This is a genomic window from Rhizobium redzepovicii, from assembly GCF_019793435.1.
GTDB lineage: Bacteria > Pseudomonadota > Alphaproteobacteria > Rhizobiales > Rhizobiaceae > Rhizobium > Rhizobium redzepovicii.
In genome coordinates this window covers 86,519-104,254 of record NZ_JAILYH010000022.1, presented here as the reverse complement: position 1 = coordinate 104,254, position 17,736 = coordinate 86,519, and the positions used below count along the sequence as shown (strand labels likewise).

The 17,736-nt window shown below is 55.6% G+C and carries 14 protein-coding genes and 1 pseudogene; 10 read left to right on the top strand and 5 right to left on the bottom strand.

Annotated features, from left to right (window positions below):
- Positions 1-375 precede the first annotated feature (375 nt).
- The 3 genes from K6N12_RS28890 to K6N12_RS28880 all read left to right on the top strand — a co-directional run bounded on the left by K6N12_RS28890 (position 376) and on the right by K6N12_RS28880 (position 5,631).
- Entirely contained in the window at positions 376-1,266 is an 891-nt protein-coding gene (locus K6N12_RS28890; RefSeq protein ID WP_222149033.1) for a plasmid partitioning protein RepB C-terminal domain-containing protein, read from the top strand.
- Between the two features lie 244 nt (positions 1,267-1,510).
- Positions 1,511-3,751 carry an ATP-dependent nuclease gene (locus K6N12_RS28885; RefSeq protein WP_222149032.1) on the top strand — a complete coding sequence of 747 codons (2,241 nt, stop codon included), beginning with the start codon at positions 1,511-1,513 and terminating at the stop codon, positions 3,749-3,751.
- On the top strand, positions 3,733-5,631 hold the full coding sequence (locus K6N12_RS28880) for a UvrD-helicase domain-containing protein (RefSeq protein WP_222149031.1): 1,899 nt from the start codon (positions 3,733-3,735) through the stop codon (positions 5,629-5,631). The genes K6N12_RS28885 and K6N12_RS28880 overlap by 19 nt, the downstream gene beginning before the upstream one ends.
- A 318-nt stretch (positions 5,632-5,949) precedes the next feature.
- On the opposite strand, the gene K6N12_RS28875 is transcribed toward K6N12_RS28880, so the two are convergent.
- From K6N12_RS28875 to K6N12_RS28865, 3 genes are all read right to left on the bottom strand, one after another.
- Entirely contained in the window at positions 5,950-6,762 is an 813-nt protein-coding gene (locus tag K6N12_RS28875; RefSeq protein WP_222149030.1) for a metallophosphoesterase family protein, read from the bottom strand.
- Positions 6,763-7,005: 243 nt separating this feature from the next.
- Positions 7,006-8,964: an AAA family ATPase gene (locus K6N12_RS28870; RefSeq protein ID WP_222149029.1), complete on the bottom strand. Its 1,959-nt coding sequence runs from the start codon at positions 8,962-8,964 to the stop codon at positions 7,006-7,008.
- A gap of 18 nt (positions 8,965-8,982) precedes the next feature.
- Positions 8,983-9,282 (bottom strand): hypothetical protein, encoded by a 300-nt coding sequence (locus K6N12_RS28865; protein ID WP_164593226.1) that lies wholly within the window; start codon positions 9,280-9,282, stop codon positions 8,983-8,985.
- A gap of 230 nt (positions 9,283-9,512) precedes the next feature.
- Here K6N12_RS28865 and K6N12_RS28860 point away from each other — a divergent pair, with 230 nt between their 5' ends.
- Positions 9,513-9,953, top strand: a complete 441-nt coding sequence (locus tag K6N12_RS28860; protein ID WP_313903451.1) for a helix-turn-helix domain-containing protein — start codon at positions 9,513-9,515, stop codon at positions 9,951-9,953.
- A gap of 281 nt (positions 9,954-10,234) precedes the next feature.
- Entirely contained in the window at positions 10,235-10,570 is a 336-nt protein-coding gene (locus tag K6N12_RS28855) for a hypothetical protein (protein ID WP_222149028.1), read from the top strand.
- A gap of 12 nt (positions 10,571-10,582) precedes the next feature.
- Here the strand turns inward: K6N12_RS28855 and K6N12_RS28850 are convergent, their stop codons facing one another.
- Positions 10,583-11,329: a hypothetical protein gene (locus K6N12_RS28850; protein ID WP_222149027.1), complete on the bottom strand. Its 747-nt coding sequence runs from the start codon at positions 11,327-11,329 to the stop codon at positions 10,583-10,585.
- Complete coding sequence (locus K6N12_RS28845) at positions 11,326-12,210, bottom strand: hypothetical protein (protein WP_222149026.1); 885 nt, start codon at positions 12,208-12,210, stop codon at positions 11,326-11,328. Before K6N12_RS28845 ends, K6N12_RS28850 begins: the two co-directional genes overlap by 4 nt.
- A gap of 430 nt (positions 12,211-12,640) precedes the next feature.
- Here K6N12_RS28845 and thyA point away from each other — a divergent pair.
- From thyA to K6N12_RS28820, 5 genes and pseudogenes are all read left to right on the top strand, one after another.
- Positions 12,641-12,919: pseudogene (thyA, locus tag K6N12_RS28840) on the top strand (thymidylate synthase); the annotation flags it as partial.
- Positions 12,920-12,932: 13 nt separating this feature from the next.
- Positions 12,933-13,451, top strand: a complete 519-nt coding sequence (locus K6N12_RS28835) for a dihydrofolate reductase (RefSeq protein ID WP_097629299.1) — start codon at positions 12,933-12,935, stop codon at positions 13,449-13,451.
- Between the two features lie 148 nt (positions 13,452-13,599).
- Positions 13,600-14,685 carry an FtsH protease activity modulator HflK gene (gene hflK / locus K6N12_RS28830; protein WP_097629300.1) on the top strand — a complete coding sequence of 362 codons (1,086 nt, stop codon included), beginning with the start codon at positions 13,600-13,602 and terminating at the stop codon, positions 14,683-14,685.
- Between the two features lie 3 nt (positions 14,686-14,688).
- Positions 14,689-15,648, top strand: coding sequence for a protease modulator HflC (gene hflC / locus K6N12_RS28825; RefSeq protein ID WP_097629301.1), 960 nt, complete (start codon positions 14,689-14,691; stop codon positions 15,646-15,648).
- Positions 15,649-15,855: 207 nt separating this feature from the next.
- Entirely contained in the window at positions 15,856-17,592 is a 1,737-nt protein-coding gene (locus tag K6N12_RS28820; RefSeq protein ID WP_097629302.1) for a Do family serine endopeptidase, read from the top strand.
- Positions 17,593-17,736 lie beyond the last annotated feature (144 nt).

Sequence of the window (17,736 nt, the reverse complement as noted above, 5' to 3'; positions counted from 1 at the left end):
CACAATAAGCATCCAAACAAAAAGCCTCCGATGAAACCGGAGGCTGTTGTAACCCCATCGCAGATGGGGGTCCCGTTTGGACGCCGATCACCCCAAATGCGGGGTCCTTATTCCATGCCTAATCACAACCAGCAAAGGGAAACCGCGCCCCATTTCGTCGGAGGCTTTGCTCAAGGCGTTTCAAGACGACGTTGATCGCAAGCGGATACTGATACGCCGCGCAGAAACGGCCAAAGCTCGCCTGACCTTCATTACAGAGGCCGTTCGCAAACTCCTGGCGGATGCTCAATTCACCGGCATATTGGGCGAAGAAGGACTTGCTTCACTCCCCGAGGCGTTGGCTACGAGGCTCCAGAGTGAACGAGGACATTCACGATGAAATCCTCTTTTGCCACTTCCTCTGTTCCGCTCTCGTTCGAAGACATGAGCTTACGGATACCGATTGCGGAAATTCTGCCCCTGAAGCAATTGTCATCCGCTGCTTTGAAATCTGTAAAATACGCACAGATAGCCGCCTCGATTGACGAGGTGGGCATCATCGAGCCGCCAGTTGTTATCCGGGACAGCCAACAACACGATAAGTTTCATCTTTTGGATGGCCACATCCGTATCGACGTCCTTGCCAAACGAGGCGACACCGAAGTGGTTTGCCTGGTTGCCACGGAAGACGAAGCTTACACCTACAATCGTCGCATAAGTCGTCTAGCCACGATCCAGGAACATAAGATGATCCTGAAGGCGATTGAAAAAGGCGTGCCTGAAGAGCGCCTGGCGCGGGCGCTCAATGTAAACATTTCCAGTATTCGCCATAAGAAGAACTTACTGGACGGGATGTGCGCTGAGGCCATTGATCTGCTTAAAGAGAAGCATGTCCCCATCAACACAATCGGCGAACTGCGAAAAATGAAACCCATGCGGCAGATCGAAGCCGCCGGGTTGATGATCGTGATGAACAAATTCACGGTCAGCTATGCCAAGTCCTTGGTCGCCGCCACGTCGGATTCTATGCTCGTGTCTCCCAAGAAGAAGACCGTTGGGCTCAGCGAAGACCAAATCTCGTTGATGGAGCAGGAAGCGGCGACACTTGATCGTGAGTTCAAAACCATTGAGCAAGATTACGGCGCTGATCATCTCGACCTGGTGCTGGCCATTGGATACGTGACGCGCATAACCGCCAATGCGAGAGTGGTGCGTCACCTAGCGCAGTTTTATCCGGATATATTGTCCGAATTCACGAAGATGATCACAGTCCGCAGAGCGGCATAAACCACATATTTCGTCGTTGGATATGCTATTTCGCTATAAATGCGGCTTCCTGGGGAATGGCGAAGGTACTCGTACTTCAGAGACAACGGAGATACGAAACTCCTCGGGTTAGGCCGAGAGATCGCTTGGTTCCGAACGCGGAATGCAGACTTGTAATTTAGTGCGGAAAGAAGGCTTCACGTTATAGGCGAATCATTTTGATTTGGTATGTATCGCTAATCAACAGATTGCGCCGGGTGTTGTCGTGAAAATAGCCAAGATTTCGATACAAAATTTCAGGTCACTCAAGCACCTGCAGATCGACTTGGAGGATTACCTCTCGATTGTGGTCGGCAAAAACAACTCCGGGAAGACTTCGTTGCTCCTCGCCCTAGAGAGGTTCCTGAACGGAAGTGCGACTGCCCGCTTTGAGTTCGACGATTTCAACACGGACTTTCAGCAGCAGTTGATTGACCTTCTCAATAACAATGCTCCGCCGGTTGACCCATTTCCGTTCTGCGGGATTTCGTTGCGCCTTTTCGTTGAGTATGGCGACCACGACGATCTCGCGAATGTCGGGAACGCAATCGTAATGGACCTCGATCCCGAAAACAGGTTCATCGTTCTAGACTTCCTGTATCAGCTGTCGTCTGAAAATCTCGCGTCGATGATGAGAGATTATCATTCGTTCAACGAGAAGAAGCTGAGCGAGAAAAAGAAGCCCAAACACGCCCGCAAGTTTCTTCAAGAATTCCACGGGAAATATTTCAAGATTGCCAAGCGCAGCGTCCGTTTTGACCATGTTACGGCCGCTGTCATCGAGGCCGAATATGTCGACCTATTAAAGGAAGCTATACGGGTAGAGGATATTGTCTCGTTCAAGCGGATAAATGCTCGCCGGTCCGTCTCGAACAAAGATTCTGATCGCGGTCTGTCAGCGATGTCGGCAAAGATTTATAGTGCGATGGCCTCAGATGCCGAGGACGAGGAGGTCTTTGAGACCTTCAAGGAAGCTCTCAGCGACACCGATAGCCAACTCGATGTGATCTACGATGACCTTTTCAGGTCGGTTATCTCCGATGTGCGCAGTTTTGGTGGCATCAAGGAGGGTGATACCGAGATCAAAATCAAATCGACCCTGCAGCATCGTGATCTTCTTGGCGAGAACACGACTGTCATGTATCGGCAGGGCGCGGACACCACGCTGCCAGAAAATCACAATGGCCTTGGCTATCTAAATCTGATCTCGATCATCTTCGAGATCAAGATTCTTCTCAACGAGTTCAAGCGCGGCAGGTCGCCACGTCCCTCGGACATAAATCTCCTTTTCATCGAGGAGCCGGAGGCACACACCCATCCGCAGATGCAGGCGATCTTTATCTCCAACATCAAACGACTGGTTGGCAATACGGTCAAAAATGCCGATGGAGTCACCAGACCGTTGCAGACGATCTTGTCGACCCACTCCGCCCACATCGTTGCGGAATCTGATTTCGATGACATCAAGTATTTCCGGCGCATCGAGGGTGAAACCCAGTCGCGAAGCCTTAAAGAGCTGGGTGGGTTGTACAAGGCTGCAGGGAAGAGCGGACATTACGCATTTCTGAAGCAGTACCTAACGCTCAACAGATCGCAGCTGTTTTTTGCCGACAAAGCTATCCTCGTTGAGGGTGACACTGAGCGAATTTTGCTACCGGCGATGATGCGCAAGGTTGACCAAAACGATGCCGTTAACGCCTGGCAGAGCGGGGAATATCCGCCAGTCGCGTTGCTATCCCAAAACATATCAATGATCGAGGTTGGCGCACATTCGCAGATTTACGAAATTTTCCTTCATTTTATCGGGGTCAAGACCCTCATAATCACGGATATCGATTCAGCGCTGGAAGAGGCGGTTCTCGAAGAGGACGGTAGTCCAGCCCTGACCAAAGACGGCAAGCCCAAAAGTGTGCTTCGTGCGCGTGAGGTTGATAAAGCAACCCACACAACCAATCACGCGCTCCAGTTTTTTCACAACGTCGGGCCGGAGGTCGCGTATTTTCTGGGCTTGAAGGTTGAGCAAAAGGCGGTCTGGAAGGACGTCGCAACCGGAAAATGGGGTCCAAAACCTGGCGGCCAACTCCTTTGTGCCTACCAGATTTCCGAGACCGACAGCGATGGCAATGGCTACCATGCCAGAAGTTTTGAGGATGCATTCTTTCATGTGAACCGCGCGTTCGTAAAGGACGCCACGACAGACGAGGCTGGCGTGGAGAAGGCAGGTTTCCCTAGTCTGGTTCAGATGTATCTCAAGGAATATCTTGAAGGTGGCTCATCATTCAAAATGGCGGAAAAAGGCATTTCAAGGAAGCCTTCCTTTGCAATCGAAATCCTATTGAACAGTGCCACCACCAACTCGGCCGTTGCTTCTCCGAAAGGGATCAACAAGGAATTTTCGTCTGAATTTAGCAACTGGAACACTCCAGGATATATCGAGGAGGGCCTGCGATGGATCAAGGCGGGCTGAAACTTGAAGCTGAAGTTGAGGAGGTTCTAGGCCACATTCATGCGGGAAGGAATTTTCTGCTGAGCGGCGGTGCCGGAAGCGGAAAAACCTATTCCCTAGTGCAGGTCATCGGCGAGCTGCTCCGGAAAGACCCGAGCGCATTCGTCGCATGTATCACGTTCACGAACGCTGCGGTTCGGGAAGTCGAAAGTCGTATCAGTAACGACAGGCTAGTCGTTCGCACCATCCACGATTTCCTTTGGGAGGCCATCAGCCCGTTTCAGAAGGAGCTTGCAAAGGTTCTTCGAGGCTTCCTGAGTGGTGCTGATCCAACGTTGGACCCCGGAACAGTTGTTGTCTCCGACGACATGTTTGCAGGGAAAGCCATCCAATACAAAGAATTCAAGAGGGTGAGCGAGGGTATTGTCTCGCATGACGAGGTCATCCTTCTCGCTCACGGAATGTTTGAGCAGTACCCGAAAATACGAGATATTCTTCGGGATCGCTTCAGATACATTCTGGTCGACGAGTACCAGGACACCTTTCCAGAGGTCGTGAAAATTCTACTCGAATGCCTATCCCAGAGCACGCGGGTTGGTGTTTGCGGCTTCTTCGGCGACGCCATGCAGTCAATCTACGAAGAAGGAGTCGGCTCAATCCAGCCCTACGTTCAGAGTGGCTCCGTCAGCGAGGTCAAAAAACAACAAAACCGCCGTAATCCGCGCCGTGTGTTTGAGTTAGCGAATGCCTTGCGAACTGACGGGATCGTTCAGGTTGCCTCTCAAGACCTCAACGCGCCTAATATGAGCGGCGGGAAGGTGCGGGATGGCATTGTGCGCTTTTACCACTCCACGGGTGATGACGACAAGCTACCTGAGGTTCGCGACGATCTCGGCTGGGATTTTTCGGATGTTTTGGAGACGAAGGAACTCAATCTTACTCATAACCTGATCGCTCCCCAGGCAGGTTTTGGCGAATTGATGGAAATCTACGACAAAGACGGCGTGCTCGCTTTCAAAAAAAGGATCGTCGATTACATCAAAAAGAATGGTGATCTGAAGGATTATGACGGGAAAACGTTCGGCGAAGTGGTCGCGTCACTGCAGCAGGGCAAGAGCGGAAGTGACCTCAACGCCGTAAAGCCCACGGCCGGAATGCAAACATTTATCAACGCCCACCCGGATTTGCTGGATCGCGCAAATCAAACGGATTTTCACCTCTTACGCAGTCTGTATGTCGATAAAGACCAATTGGTGGATGACAAGAAGCAAACGGAAGATGAGATCGCGCGTAAAGGTTCAAAACGATGTGATTTCGTGAAGCATGTCTTCAAAATCCAGAGTGTCGTCCATCTTTACGAGCAGAGGAAATACAACGAATTCCTGCGCAAAACTGAGTTCAGGCTGACAAATGCTCAGGATAAGGTGCGTATCAGGGACAACGTCGAGGCGATTGCAGCTATGAGCGATAAATCGATAATGGATGTTATCGACTACGCCCACGAGAAGGGCTTCTGCCTGAAAGACGACAAGTTCAATGATTTCCAAGTTCGGAAACCTTATCTTTTCGACCGGCTGACCAACGTCAGTTACGGAACGTTCCAAAAGCTCTACGACTACTTGGAAGGGCGAACGACTTTTTCAACGCAGCATAAAATCAAGGGACGGGAGTTCAAACGTGTGCTGGTCGTTCTCGATGCTGGCGGGTGGAACAACTACAATTTCAAATATCTTTTTGAAGGCGGCGGCACGGATACCGTCAGAGAGCGGACGAGCAAATTGTTCTATGTTTGCTGCACCAGAGCGAAGGAAGAGCTGGCAGTTTACTACCGGAACCCCACTCCCGCCGTATTGAGCAAGGCCGAAATTTGGTTTGGGAAGGAAAACGTCGTCGCGGTGTAGACGTAGTCAAGGGTCAGATTGAACGCATGACTTCGCTCCAACCACATTTTTTTACCGCCGAGGCTCTATTCGCCGCCGGATGAAAATTCAGTAGCACGTCACGGACTCTAATCAGTTCTGGAGGAAATTCGCAGTGGCAGGCCACTGCGGTCACACTTCGCGAGCCTGGGCGAGGACTATTCTGGTTTGAACGACGAAGACTTTCAGCAGATGGCGCTTCTACTCATCGATCTTAGGAACGCGGATCGCAGAGGGCAGGTGGCCATTCGACCCAGCTGATGATGCCTTCCAGGACCTGAGCTTCCGTCTTGACGTCTTCTACAGATCGATAACGAACCCAGACCGAAATCCATTCATGTCTCGCTCGCCTCCGTAACCACGAGGATTGCAGATCACCCTAGTTTTGTCAGCCATATAGTCACGGAATTTATGGATATGACCATGAATCCAAACCGACGGCCGCCGCCGCGCGACCAAGTCGGACAGATCACTTCCGAACGCCGCATTGGTTATCTCGCCATAGAAGCGAGGGTCGAAGCTCTGAATGAGCGGTGCATGATGCGTCACGACGAAGGTGCGGCCGCCGAACGGCTTTTCGAGTTCCTGATCAATATACGACCGGCTCTCGATGTGGCGCTTAAGGATTTCCTGAACTGTGATCAGCCCGTTTTCACCGGGGTGTCGTGGGTCGGATCGGAAAATACATGAGAAGTCCGCCATTCGGTACGGCACTAGACCGAACGCTTTGGTCCGCCGCTCCTCCGCCGGAATATGCTCGTCCCCACCGATAGACACCGCAAAGTCGGTCCACAAGGTTGCGCCGACAAAGCGGCATCCGGCCATCTCGATGCTTTGATTTTCGAGGAGATGGATACGGGTGCCTTCGATTTCGCGACGTGCTCTTTCCAGGGCAAAATCGATGCTGCCGCTGTAGTAGTCATGATTTCCCAAGACCAAGATGACGGGCATGTGCCGCCCGATGTCGCGTCGCAGGTAAGCGATGCTCCTTGAGACATTCTCCGAAATGTCGCCCGCGCAGATGCAGATGTCCGCATCCGGAATGCGAAAGGGAACGCCCCCGAGAGCGTCCATCGGGGAGTAGTGAAGGTCACTGATGATCCAAGCTCGCACTCAGCTGTTCCTTTCGTGAAGGCAAAGGGATGGGGATGACGCGCCGGAATGCCGCCGCTGTCGTTCTGGTTCAGGATGTCTGGGAGCTGGCTGAGTCAGCCAGATTTCATGGACGCATCGCCAGGCACCGGTTCACTCATGTCGAATGCCACGGCCCGCACCACCGCGAGAGCAAGCTTTTCACGGGCCAAGGAAACACAGCAAAAAGGCCGCTCAACATTTCCTTGCCTGCGGTTCGCCCAATTAGGACGGCCCTGGCCAGAGCTTTTCCAGCTGATCTCCCTGCAGTCGTTTGTGTTTGGCCAGCTGGACAGCGAATTTCACAAGCGTTTGCTGCAGGCCGTTGAGCATGTCTTTTGCCCGCGCGTACTCGGTTCGAAGAATGCCATCGACCTCCGCTCTCAGTGGGCGATCTCGCCACAGCTCCGATGGGCTGTTCGTGTTTACGGAGCTGGGGAGATAGTAGGGCGACGTTCCAAAGCCGTATTTCGTGACCATTTCGACAGCGAGTTCCGTTGCCATCGCGAAATCACTTCGGCTCGAACCTGTGGCCATAGTCGACCGGTCTTTGTAAAAGACCTCTTCGGCAGCCGCGCCAGCCAAGTGCATGGCGACCAGATTCATCATTTCCCCCTTGGTTCTGAAGGGTAGCCTTTGGTGCTGGATAACAGTGATCCCGTGCGCATCGATGTCTGTCGCGAAGTTCTGGGCGTTATCAAACACCTCAACTCGCTCGACTCTCCCAACCCGCAAAGCGTGAGCGATAAGGGCATGACCGGCTTCGTGTATTGCGATGTGCAGTTGGTAGCCTTCATTTAAAACAGGGAGTGGCTCGATCTTTTCTCGGAGGTCATCAATTGTTACGCCCCGGTGCTCCCGCCGCGCAACGCGTCGGGCATCCCGCGTCAGGCGTTCCAGATCAGCCCCGCTTTTGCCAGGCAATTTGGCGGCGATTTCCTTCAGTGAAGGATGCTCCGCGAGCGAAGGAAGATGAAACGCGAGGATTTGGGCGCGACCCTGTGCATCCGGCAGTGGGAAGTGGATGTGTTTCTCCAACCGCCCACTCCTGACAAGAGCTGGGTCGATCCGTTCGGGATTGTTGCAAGCGCCAACAACAACGACGCCCTCTCGTCCTTCGATGCCGTCGATGCATTCCAGAAGTCCGTTAACGACCTGGATGCTGTAGTCCGCGTAACTGGAAACGAACTTCGAACGGTCACCAATCGAGTCAAATTCATCGAGAAATAGCAGGCATGGCGCATTTTCCCTGGCGGCTGCAAACGCCTTATACATGGCCTTCAGCATATCGCCGAGGTGGCCATCTTTGCTGCTTTGCCACCTCGAAATGCTTGTGGCTTCCAGATGCATGCCGCATTCAGCTGCAAGAGCCGCCGCAAACTTGGTCTTCCCAGTCCCAGGTGGGCCATAGAGGAGGCATCCCTTGTCAACGTCAGACCACGGTAGCTTTCCATCTCGCCAATCTTGCAGGTCCTTTTTCAGCTCCTGCGCCCAATCACCAGCCGCACCGAAGCCCTTAGAGAGGTCCAGGTGCTTAGCTTTCTCGGAGACCGGCCGTTTTGGGCCAAGCTCGGTCAGCCTAAGCGCTGCCCTACGAGCCGGTTGGCCGATCCGGAAAATGGCCTCCATTCTCTCGGATGGTTGCTCGGCAATCAGTGCAGCCTGATCGTCGGAGATGTCGCCGCAGCCTCTAAGCTTGGCTAGCGCTCGGAGGTGGCGGACATTGCATGTTCGGAGACGGTCGCGCATCGTTGCAGCAAGTTCGAAATCTTCGTGAACCGGCGATCCCTCGGTCGCAAAGATGATCACCTTGCCAAATACCAGTTGTTCAGTAGCGTCGATATCCCAGCCGCGCCTGCTTTTGGCTGCAGGATGCAAATAGAAGCGAATTTTCTCATCTTTGAAGAGGATTTTCGCCGCCTCATTGACGTCAGTCAGTTGCCATTCAGCCGGTACGATAATCAGCGCTACGCAAAATGGCTCCGAGATCAGCTCAATGTTCCGCCGAACCAGGCTCACGAGCGCACAATAAGACAAAAAGAGGCGGGCAGACCGCATTGCGATTGCTGCACCTTCGCGCCCGATTCTCAGCGGATGAGCGCCTCGCAATCCGTTCAGCTGGATCGCGATCCGCTGGAGTTTGGTGATGTATTCTTCGAGGTTGTCCCTAAAGGCCGTATCCATCGATATTCTCCGCCCGGATCAGATGAGGCCTTCGTCGAACCGATACCAACGGCTCAACGTCCGCGCGAGCTTCCGCTTCCCGTCGAGATAAAACAGTTCGGAGGTGATACCGGGACCGTCCTTGATAGACGGATGTCCGCTCATCTCGCCCATCAAGCAGGGCACCGCGCGGCTCGCGACAAAGCAATTCCGGATGGTGACAAGCTCGTTCGGTACCGGGTGGCTGCCGGGCAGGGCAAGTTGTTCGAGATCAGCCAGAAGCGACCTCAGTCGCGGGAGGATCACGAAGGGCGGGGTTCCAAGCCATTTGTCGTTCATCGAGAGGACCTTTTGATTCGAGTTCCGTTTACTGGCGAGCAAGGAAATAGACCGATTCGTGAGACATACGCAAAGAAAAAGAGTTGAAATCTCCTTTGGTGGGACAAACGCTCAATATGTTGACATTTTGCAAATGAGGGCTGCTCTTCCGCCAAATGAGGATTTTGGCGAGCCAATTCCGGGCAGCACGAGCGCTTCTTGGTAAAGATCAAGAGGATGTCGCGGCGTGGGTGGGACTGGATCGCCGCGAAGTCAGTCGATGGGAAGCCGCTAAGTACAAGCTGTTCTCTTCAGATGCCGAAGACATGCAAAAGGCGTTTGAAAAAAACGGTATCGAATTTCTGCCAGGGACAGGAACACAGGGGGCAGGGGTGCGGTGGCTCAAGCCGGGCCAAAAGGATCGATTTCGGGGAGCGCAGTTCCGAGCGGCGCGGGCGATGGCTAACCTGTCGATGCGTGATCTCCAAGAGATGTCTGGCGTAAACCGGAACTTCGTCACCCGGTTGGAAACGGGGCAAATCGGCGCATTGAATCTGGAGACCTTAAAGAAGCTGGAGCAGGCCTTTGCCCGTCTGAATATCGAACTCACTGCTGAGAGCGAAAACTGGGGTGCGGGAGTTCGATGGACGGTAACGGAGCCGTTTAGTCGGCCTGCGGTGAAGGAGGATTAGTAAGTTCTTCAGGCGTGGACGCACCCAGTTGCGCCATATGACCGGTAAACTTTTGGACAGCGCTCAACGGCGAAGGTTGCGGTATGAGCAGCGGCTACACAAAATTCTTGAAGTGAAGCTCCCAGCGGATTTTGGCGGCCGCGTCCGCACTTCGTTGAAAGCCACCGGTGGAAACCGAAGAGCACCAGCTTATGTAAGGATTACGAGGAGCAGTCGTTTTCGGCGACTAACCGCCTCGGAAAGAAATTGACTGGACATGCACGGTGGATGGACATTCTCGTTTGAGCGAAAACGTTGAGGCTGCATTCGTTGCGGAATTAATCCGTGCGGCCAACCAAATCGACAAATTGAGCGACCACGAGGTCAAATCACTCCTGTTTCGTTCGATTGTAACGGCCCGAGACCTCCGAGAGACAGTCGGCATACCAGGTAGCGGGACAGCAGAGGATGCCGTCGTTAAGCTTTACGACGTTGCCATGAATATTGACCAGGTCGATCCAGCCGCTCGGACCGGCGCTCTGGTTGAGGCGGCCGGATTGATAAGAGATTTAAGGATCGTTGTGGAGAGTGGCACGAAGCTGGAGTATTGGCAGCCTGGCTCTGAGCAGGTCATCTGACTTAATTGCGGTTCAGGTGCCGTCGAAACTTAAGCCCTGTTTTCGAGAACGGTCGAGGTCCATCTGTTTCTGCATCGCAAGGCGGACTGACTTCGGATGAAAATCATTCTTGTCCCACCCACTGGGAAAGCCCAGACGCTGAGAGCTACTAAACCGGCTAGATAGATAAAGGTTGCTGTCACTTGCCAGCGATCCGTCGGCCATATTGCCGATCACCATTCGAGACGAAAACTCAGGTTCGAGGGCGCTCTCCAACGTGTCTTCAAGGTCTGGCGCTGACCAGGTGGTCAGGACAACGACTGGAGCGGTTGGGCTTATCTGGCCTGATGTGTGGACTAAAAAGGCCCGTATCGCATCGGGCCGAAGCGCCCCAGGCTGTAAAATAACTGAAACGTTCGCACCCGCGATATCGTCGATGAAAGCTTTTGCGACATCTACAATTACATCATCAAACGAGCTTTTACGGCGGTGCAGCCAAAAGCAGGCCGTCCCGACTGATATGCCTTCCTTCTCAAGCTGTGCGGTCAGAACTGTCGCCGCATCATCGGCGTCTTCGACTTCGAAGTATAGTGCCACCTTTTGCGGCAATGACAGGTTTCGATCAGGGAAGGCCTTAATGAAGAGTTTGGCCAAGCGTTCCGCTGCATCAGCAAAAGAAGGGCCGACGTCATCTTTCAGGGCGTTACGTTGCTGCAGTTTTGTCGCAAAAGCGCGGTCATCATCGGAGACAACTTTCGTGCCGAAAATGTGATTGATCATCTTACTTCTTCCAGAAGGTTCAAGAATCCGATGTAATCAAGGTTCTCCGCATGACACAAAGAATTGGCGAATCTTTTCCACTGTGGGGACTCAATCTCCCACCGAAGTGGCGTGAAATCTTGCGTCTTAAATGCGTAATAGAGGCGTCGGCCAATAACCCTCGACGTTAAAAACTCAACTGCCGCCAAGGCTTCTTCGACTTTTTTCGGCAATTCGACGTTCGCATCGAGAGTGCGCAAGGTCCCGTAAGACAGCCGGTGGGCTCGCCTCGCGACCTGACTGGCGGTGGCGCTAAACTCCAGAGTACGCCACGCGTCGTAGTAATGATGGCGAGCATTTTCCTTCCCAATTTGGTCGGTTTCCCGAGCAGTAAGCAGCTCAGCAAACCCGAGGAAGACTTCGTCGTTGGTCTCAAAATGAACAACGTTGATGGCAACCAAAGACGGTGGGACCTTTTCTTTCAGGTTTTTCGCAATGTTCTCCCTGGAAACGACAAGCTCGACGGTCGAGTGTGCTTCCAGGCCGTACGCTCGTAGTTCTCTCAGTTGTTCTTCCAGTCTTTCGGAAACGGCCGACCAGCTTAGTTCAAGACGATCCTTTGCCTGGACGAAAGTAAGCCAATCATCTTCGCTAACGTAAAGATCGTCAGCGTCTGCAATAAGATTGTTGGACACGTAAAAACGTGTCCCATCCTGATTGCGCGTCACGCTGTTGAATGCTCCTTGCATTAGGTGATAGACGCCATAGTGGCGCTCAAACTCGGTGCCCTTGTCCTTGTTGTCCGCGCCTATTCGCCTATTCTCCAGCGTCTTCCTCTTTTCGTCAGAATAGCCCAGGAGCATATCAGCAACTCGCTCGCGTAGAGCGTAAACCGTCGGCATCAGAGTCCTCATGTCCCACTTGATTTGAGCCTTCATGACGCATGCTGATTGACAGAACCTTTACGTTCTGTCGCAAGATTGGCCCGGGTAATTGTCGTGGAAAGAATTGTTGGACTTGGCTAGAAGTCCGATCCCTGTGAACGAGCCCAAAGGGTCCAAACCGGCTTGTCGCCGGAAACGGACGTCCTTCGGACGGCTTCTTCCAAAGAAAGCCTGAACTCTGGCTTTAGCGGAAATCAACGCCAGTTCAGGCTTTCTTCAAAAAGCGGAATCCGCCGATGGCGGATGCTTATTCGTTTGGCGGCTCTGAGGTAGGGGACGATCTCAAATGTTGAATTTGAATTGTCCGAATTGACTATCGTCAGCGGAAGCCGACAATGAGAACTGACTCGTTTTATGGTACCAAGTTATGAAAAAAACTGATGATGTCGGAAAACCGTTCAACATCGCCTCCTATGCGCTTTTGACGATGATGGTGGCGGAGGTCACCGGGCTGAAGCCTGGCGATTTCGTGCACACTCTGGGCGACGCCCATCTCTACCACAACCATTTCGACCAGGCGAAGCTGCAGCTGGCGCGCCAGCCGAAGCCGCTTCCCTTCATGCGCATCAATCCCGATGTGAAAGACATCTTCAGCTTTACCTTCGACGATTTCGAGCTGATCGGCTACGAGGCCGATGCCAGCATCAAGGCGCCGATCGCCGTCTGATCCGAGACATTCCATGGCCGATATCCGCAGGACCATTATTGCCGCCGTTGCCCGCAACGGCATCATCGGGCGCGACGGCGACATGCCCTGGCGGCTGTCGAGCGATCTCAAGCGCTTCAAGGCGCTGACATTGGGCAAGCCTGTCGTGATGGGCCGCAAGACATATGATTCAATCGGCAAGCCGCTGCCGGGGCGGCCGAACGTCGTCATCTCCAGGCAGGCGGCGATAGACCATCCCGATGTTTCCATGGCGCATTCGCTGACGGAGGCGATGACGGCGGCCGAAAGGCTGGCACGCGAAAAGAGCATCGACGAGATCTGCATCATCGGCGGCGGGCAGATCTATGCCCAGGCGATCGGCCTTGCCGACCGGATGTGCATCACCCATGTCGAAGCCGATCTCGACGGAGACGCCTCGTTCCCCGCGATCGATCCCGACATCTGGCGGGCAGGGGAGTCTATAGCGGTGCCGGCAGGCGACAAGGACAGTCACCCCACGCGCTTCGTCGTCTACGAGCGCCGACACGCCTGAAAATGAACTATTTTCCAATTAAATTGACCAAGTTTCTCACGTTGCGTTGAAAGCCGATGCGGCGATACTTATAACGGTCCCAACGCATCCGCCGGTCAGCCCCCACGGTTCCGGATGCGTGGAAGACTTAACGAACAACGAGGTTTTGATGCCCTGGAGCAATCAGAATGGCGGCGGCGGCCCTTGGGGCGGCGGCGGCGGTAATAATCAGGGACCATGGGGCCAAGGGCCGAACCGCCCGCGGGGCGGTGGCAGCGGCAAGGGCGGACCGCCCGATCTGGAAGATATCATCCGGCGCGGCCAGGACCAGCTGCGCAACATCGTTCCCGGCGGTTTCAACGGCGGCGTGGCGGTGATCGTCGCGGCGGTCGTCGCCATTTTCTGGCTGATCCAGTGCGTCTACGTGGTGCAGCCGGACGAACGCGGCGTCGAGCTGCGGTTCGGCAAGCCGAAGGACGAGATTTCGATGCCCGGCCTGCATTTCCATCTCTGGCCGCTGGAATCCGTCGAGACCGTCAAGGTGACCGTGCAACAGCTGAATATCGGAGCGACCTCTGCATCGTCTTCGAACGGGCTGATGCTGTCGAGCGACAAGAGCGTCATCAACGTGCAGTTCGCGGTCTTCTACACGGTCAGCGATCCGAAGGCCTATCTGTTCAACGTCGAAAATCCGGCAGAGACCCTGCAGCAGGTTTCCGACAGCGCCATGCGCGAAATCGTCGGGCGTCGTCCGGCGCAGGACGCCTTCCGCAGCAATCGCCAGCCGATCGAAGTGGATGTGCTCAATATCGTGCAGGATACGATGAACCGGTATGGCGCCGGCGTGACCGTGACCGGTGTGACGATCCAGAACGTGGCGCCGCCGCGCGAAGTCGCCGATGCCTTCGAAGAAGTGCAGCGTGCCGGCCGAGACCGCGACAGCACGATCGAAGATGCCAACCGCTACACGAACCAGAAGCTCGGTCAGGCGCGAGGCGATGCGGCACGAATCCGTGAAGATGCAGCCGCCTACAAGAACCGTGTCGTTAAGGAGGCCGAAGGCGAGGCGCAGCGCTTCACCGCGATCAACGACGAATATTCGAAGGCGCCCGAAGTAACCCGCAAACGGCTGTTCATCGAAACGATGGAGCAGGTGCTGAAGAACTCGAAGAAGGTCATCATCGACGAGAAGCAGGGCGTGCTGCCCTATCTGCCGCTCAATGAGCTCGGCAAGCCGGCGCAGCAGGGAGGTTGAACCATGACATCGAACAGACTTCCCATCATTCTCCTCATCCTCGCCATCGTGCTGGTCGGCCTCTATTCGTCGATTTTCGTGGTGAATGCCCGCGAGCAGGCGATCGTCGTCCGCTTCGGCCAGATCCAGTCGGTCAAGACCGAACCCGGCATCTATTTCAAGCTGCCCTTCGGCTTCATGGATGCCGACCGCGTCCAGCTTGTGGAAAAGCAGGCGCTGAGGCTCGATCTCGACAATATCCGCGTTCAGGTTCAGGACGGCCAGACTTTCGACGTCGATGCCTTCGTGATCTATAACATCTCGGATGTTCGCCGCTTCCGCGAAACGGTCTCGGGTGACCGCGAGGCCGCGGAAGCGCGGCTGAGGGCGCAGCTCGATTCATCGCTTCGCCGCGTCTACGGCCTGCGCGACTACAATGCCGCGCTCTCGGAAGAGCGTGTCGCGATGATGCTGGAAATCCGAGACGACCTGCGCACGGATGCCGAAAATCTCGGTCTGCATATCGACGACGTTCGCATTCGCCGCACCGACCTTTCTCCCGAGGTTGCGCCCAACACCTACAACGCCATGCGTTCGGAACGCCTGGCCGAAGCCGAGCGCATCCGCGCGGAGGGCAATGAAGAAGGTCAGCGCCGCCGGGCCGTCGCCGATCGCCAGGTCGTCGAGTTCACCGCGGGCGCCCAGCGCGATGCGGAAATCCTGCGCGGTCAGGGCGATGCGGAACGCAACCGTGTCTTCGCCGACGCTTTCAGCAAGGATCCGGCTTTCTTCGAGTTCTATCGCTCGATGGCCGCCTACTCTTCAGCGCTTTCATCGCAGGACACGACGCTGGTGTTGTCGCCGAATACGGAATTCTTCCGCTATTTCGACAACGCCGCCGGCACCCTGAAAGCGCCGACAAGCCCGGCTCCGGCAATTCCCGGCGCGGCTGCTCCGGCAGCACCCGCCCAGCCGGCGAACTGATACCGAGGGATGCCATTCGCATCCTGACAATCCTGAAAGGGCCGGCCCGGGTGCCGGCCCTTTTTTCGTGGAAAGGTCGAGATAATCAGGCTTTTGCGAGGGCCCGTCATATTGCACGGGGATTTCGCGAAAAGGTGATTTCGCCCTCCATCATTCCGCCTTATGCTGGTGCTCAATGTGCGCATTTACCCCTTATGAGGAAGCTTGATGGCCCCCACGAATCGCTCGCCCTTCAGACGAACGCTCGCGCTTATGGCCAGCGCTGCAATTCTTGCGCATGCTGGCATCAACGGGGTCGCCTATGCGCAAACCGCGCCGCAGACGACGGCGCCCGGAGTTGTTACACCCGCTCCGGCTACCCCGGAAACGGCTGCTCCTGCACCCACGCCGCCCGCAACGGTTGCACCGCAGCAGGCACCGCAAATTCAGGCCGCAGCCCCGAACAACGGTCCGGCTTCGGTCGCCGATCTGGCCGAGGGACTGCTTGACGCCGTGGTCAACATCTCGACCTCGCAGAACGTCAAGGACGATGAGGGCGTCGGCCCGGCGCCGCGTGCGCCCGACGGCTCGCCGTTCCAGGAGTTCTTCAACGACTTCTTCGACAAGAAGCAGGGCAACAATGGCCCGAACCACAATGTCAGCTCGCTCGGCTCCGGCTTCGTCATCGATCCGGCCGGCTATATCGTCACCAACAACCATGTAATCGAGGGCGCCGACGATATCGAGATCAATTTCGCCAATGGTTCGAAGCTCAAGGCAAAGCTGATCGGCACGGATACGAAGACCGATCTTTCGGTGCTGAAAGTCGAGCCGAAGGCGCCGCTGAAATCGGTGAAATTCGGCGATTCCAGCACGATGCGCATCGGCGACTGGGTGATGGCGATCGGCAATCCGTTCGGCTTCGGCGGTTCGGTGACGGTCGGCATCATTTCCGGGCGCGGCCGCAACATCAATGCCGGCCCTTACGACAATTTCATCCAGACGGATGCCGCGATCAACAAGGGCAATTCCGGCGGGCCGCTCTTCAACATGAAGGGTGAGGTGATCGGTATCAACACGGCGATCATTTCGCCGAGCGGCGGCTCGATCGGTATCGGCTTCTCGGTACCCTCCGAGCTTGCCTCCGGCGTCGTCGACCAATTGCGCGAATATGGTGAGACGCGGCGCGGCTGGCTCGGCGTGCGCATCCAGCCGGTGACCGACGATATCGCCGACAGCCTCGGGCTTGACACCGCCAAGGGCGCGCTGGTCGCCGGCGTCATCAAGGGTGGGCCTGTCGACGACGGTTCGATCAAGGCGGGCGACGTTATTTTGAAATTCGACGGCAAGACCGTCGGCGAAATGCGCGATCTGCCGCGCGTCGTGGCGGAAAGCTCGGTCGGCAAGGAAGTCGACGTGGTGGTGCTGCGCGACGGCAAGGAGCAGACCGTGAAGGTGAAGCTCGGCCGGCTCGAAGACAGCGATCAGGCGGCAGCATCCGGCGACGCGGCGCCGGACGGTTCGCAGGATGACGGCGTTATCACCCCGGATCCCGGCGAGAACAACGATATGGACGAGCCGGATTCCGGCGATCAGGCCCAGCCGACACCAGGCGCGCCCACGCCGGACCAACACCAGGGCCAGGTGTCACCGGATGCATCAACGCCGAAGAACGTGCTCGGCCTGTCGCTGTCGCTTTTGAGCGCCGAGACGCGCAAGGCTTTCGGCATTGCCGAGAGCGTCGACGGTGTCGTCGTGACCGAGGTGACGCCCGGCTCCGCCTCGGCCGAAAAAGGGCTGAAGCCCGGCGATGTGATCGTCGAAGTGGCGCAGGAGTTCATGAAGTCGCCGGACGCGGTCGCCGCCAAGGTGAAGTCGCTGAAGCAGGAAGGCCGCCGCAACGCCCAGCTGATGATCGCATCGGCGAATGGCGATCTGCGGTTTGTGGCGGTGCCGATGGAGTAGGCGAAAGGCGCGGTCAGCCGCCGCATTTTCTGTTCTCGCTCAACCTCTCCTCCGTCATTCCTGTGCTTGTCACAGGAATCCAGCCATCGCGCGTCTGCGCGGTGAATGAGGCTCTTGAAGGCAAGGGGTGTCCCGCGCCCAAGG

Excerpts from the sequence above, each read along its gene's own strand:
- K6N12_RS28890 (WP_222149033.1), top strand. The coding sequence starts at position 376 with ATGAAATCCTCTTTTGCCACTTCCTCTGTTCCGCTCTCGTTCGAAGAC.
- K6N12_RS28880 (WP_222149031.1), top strand. The coding sequence starts at position 3,733 with ATGGATCAAGGCGGGCTGAAACTTGAAGCTGAAGTTGAGGAGGTTCTA.
- K6N12_RS28870 (WP_222149029.1), bottom strand. The coding sequence starts at position 8,964 with ATGGATACGGCCTTTAGGGACAACCTCGAAGAATACATCACCAAACTC.
- K6N12_RS28865 (WP_164593226.1), bottom strand. The coding sequence starts at position 9,282 with ATGAACGACAAATGGCTTGGAACCCCGCCCTTCGTGATCCTCCCGCGA.
- K6N12_RS28850 (WP_222149027.1), bottom strand. The coding sequence starts at position 11,329 with ATGATCAATCACATTTTCGGCACGAAAGTTGTCTCCGATGATGACCGC.
- K6N12_RS28845 (WP_222149026.1), bottom strand. The coding sequence starts at position 12,210 with ATGCCGACGGTTTACGCTCTACGCGAGCGAGTTGCTGATATGCTCCTG.
- K6N12_RS28835 (WP_097629299.1), top strand. The coding sequence starts at position 12,933 with ATGGCCGATATCCGCAGGACCATTATTGCCGCCGTTGCCCGCAACGGC.
- hflK (WP_097629300.1), top strand. The coding sequence starts at position 13,600 with ATGCCCTGGAGCAATCAGAATGGCGGCGGCGGCCCTTGGGGCGGCGGC.
- hflC (WP_097629301.1), top strand. The coding sequence starts at position 14,689 with ATGACATCGAACAGACTTCCCATCATTCTCCTCATCCTCGCCATCGTG.
- K6N12_RS28820 (WP_097629302.1), top strand. The coding sequence starts at position 15,856 with ATGGCCCCCACGAATCGCTCGCCCTTCAGACGAACGCTCGCGCTTATG.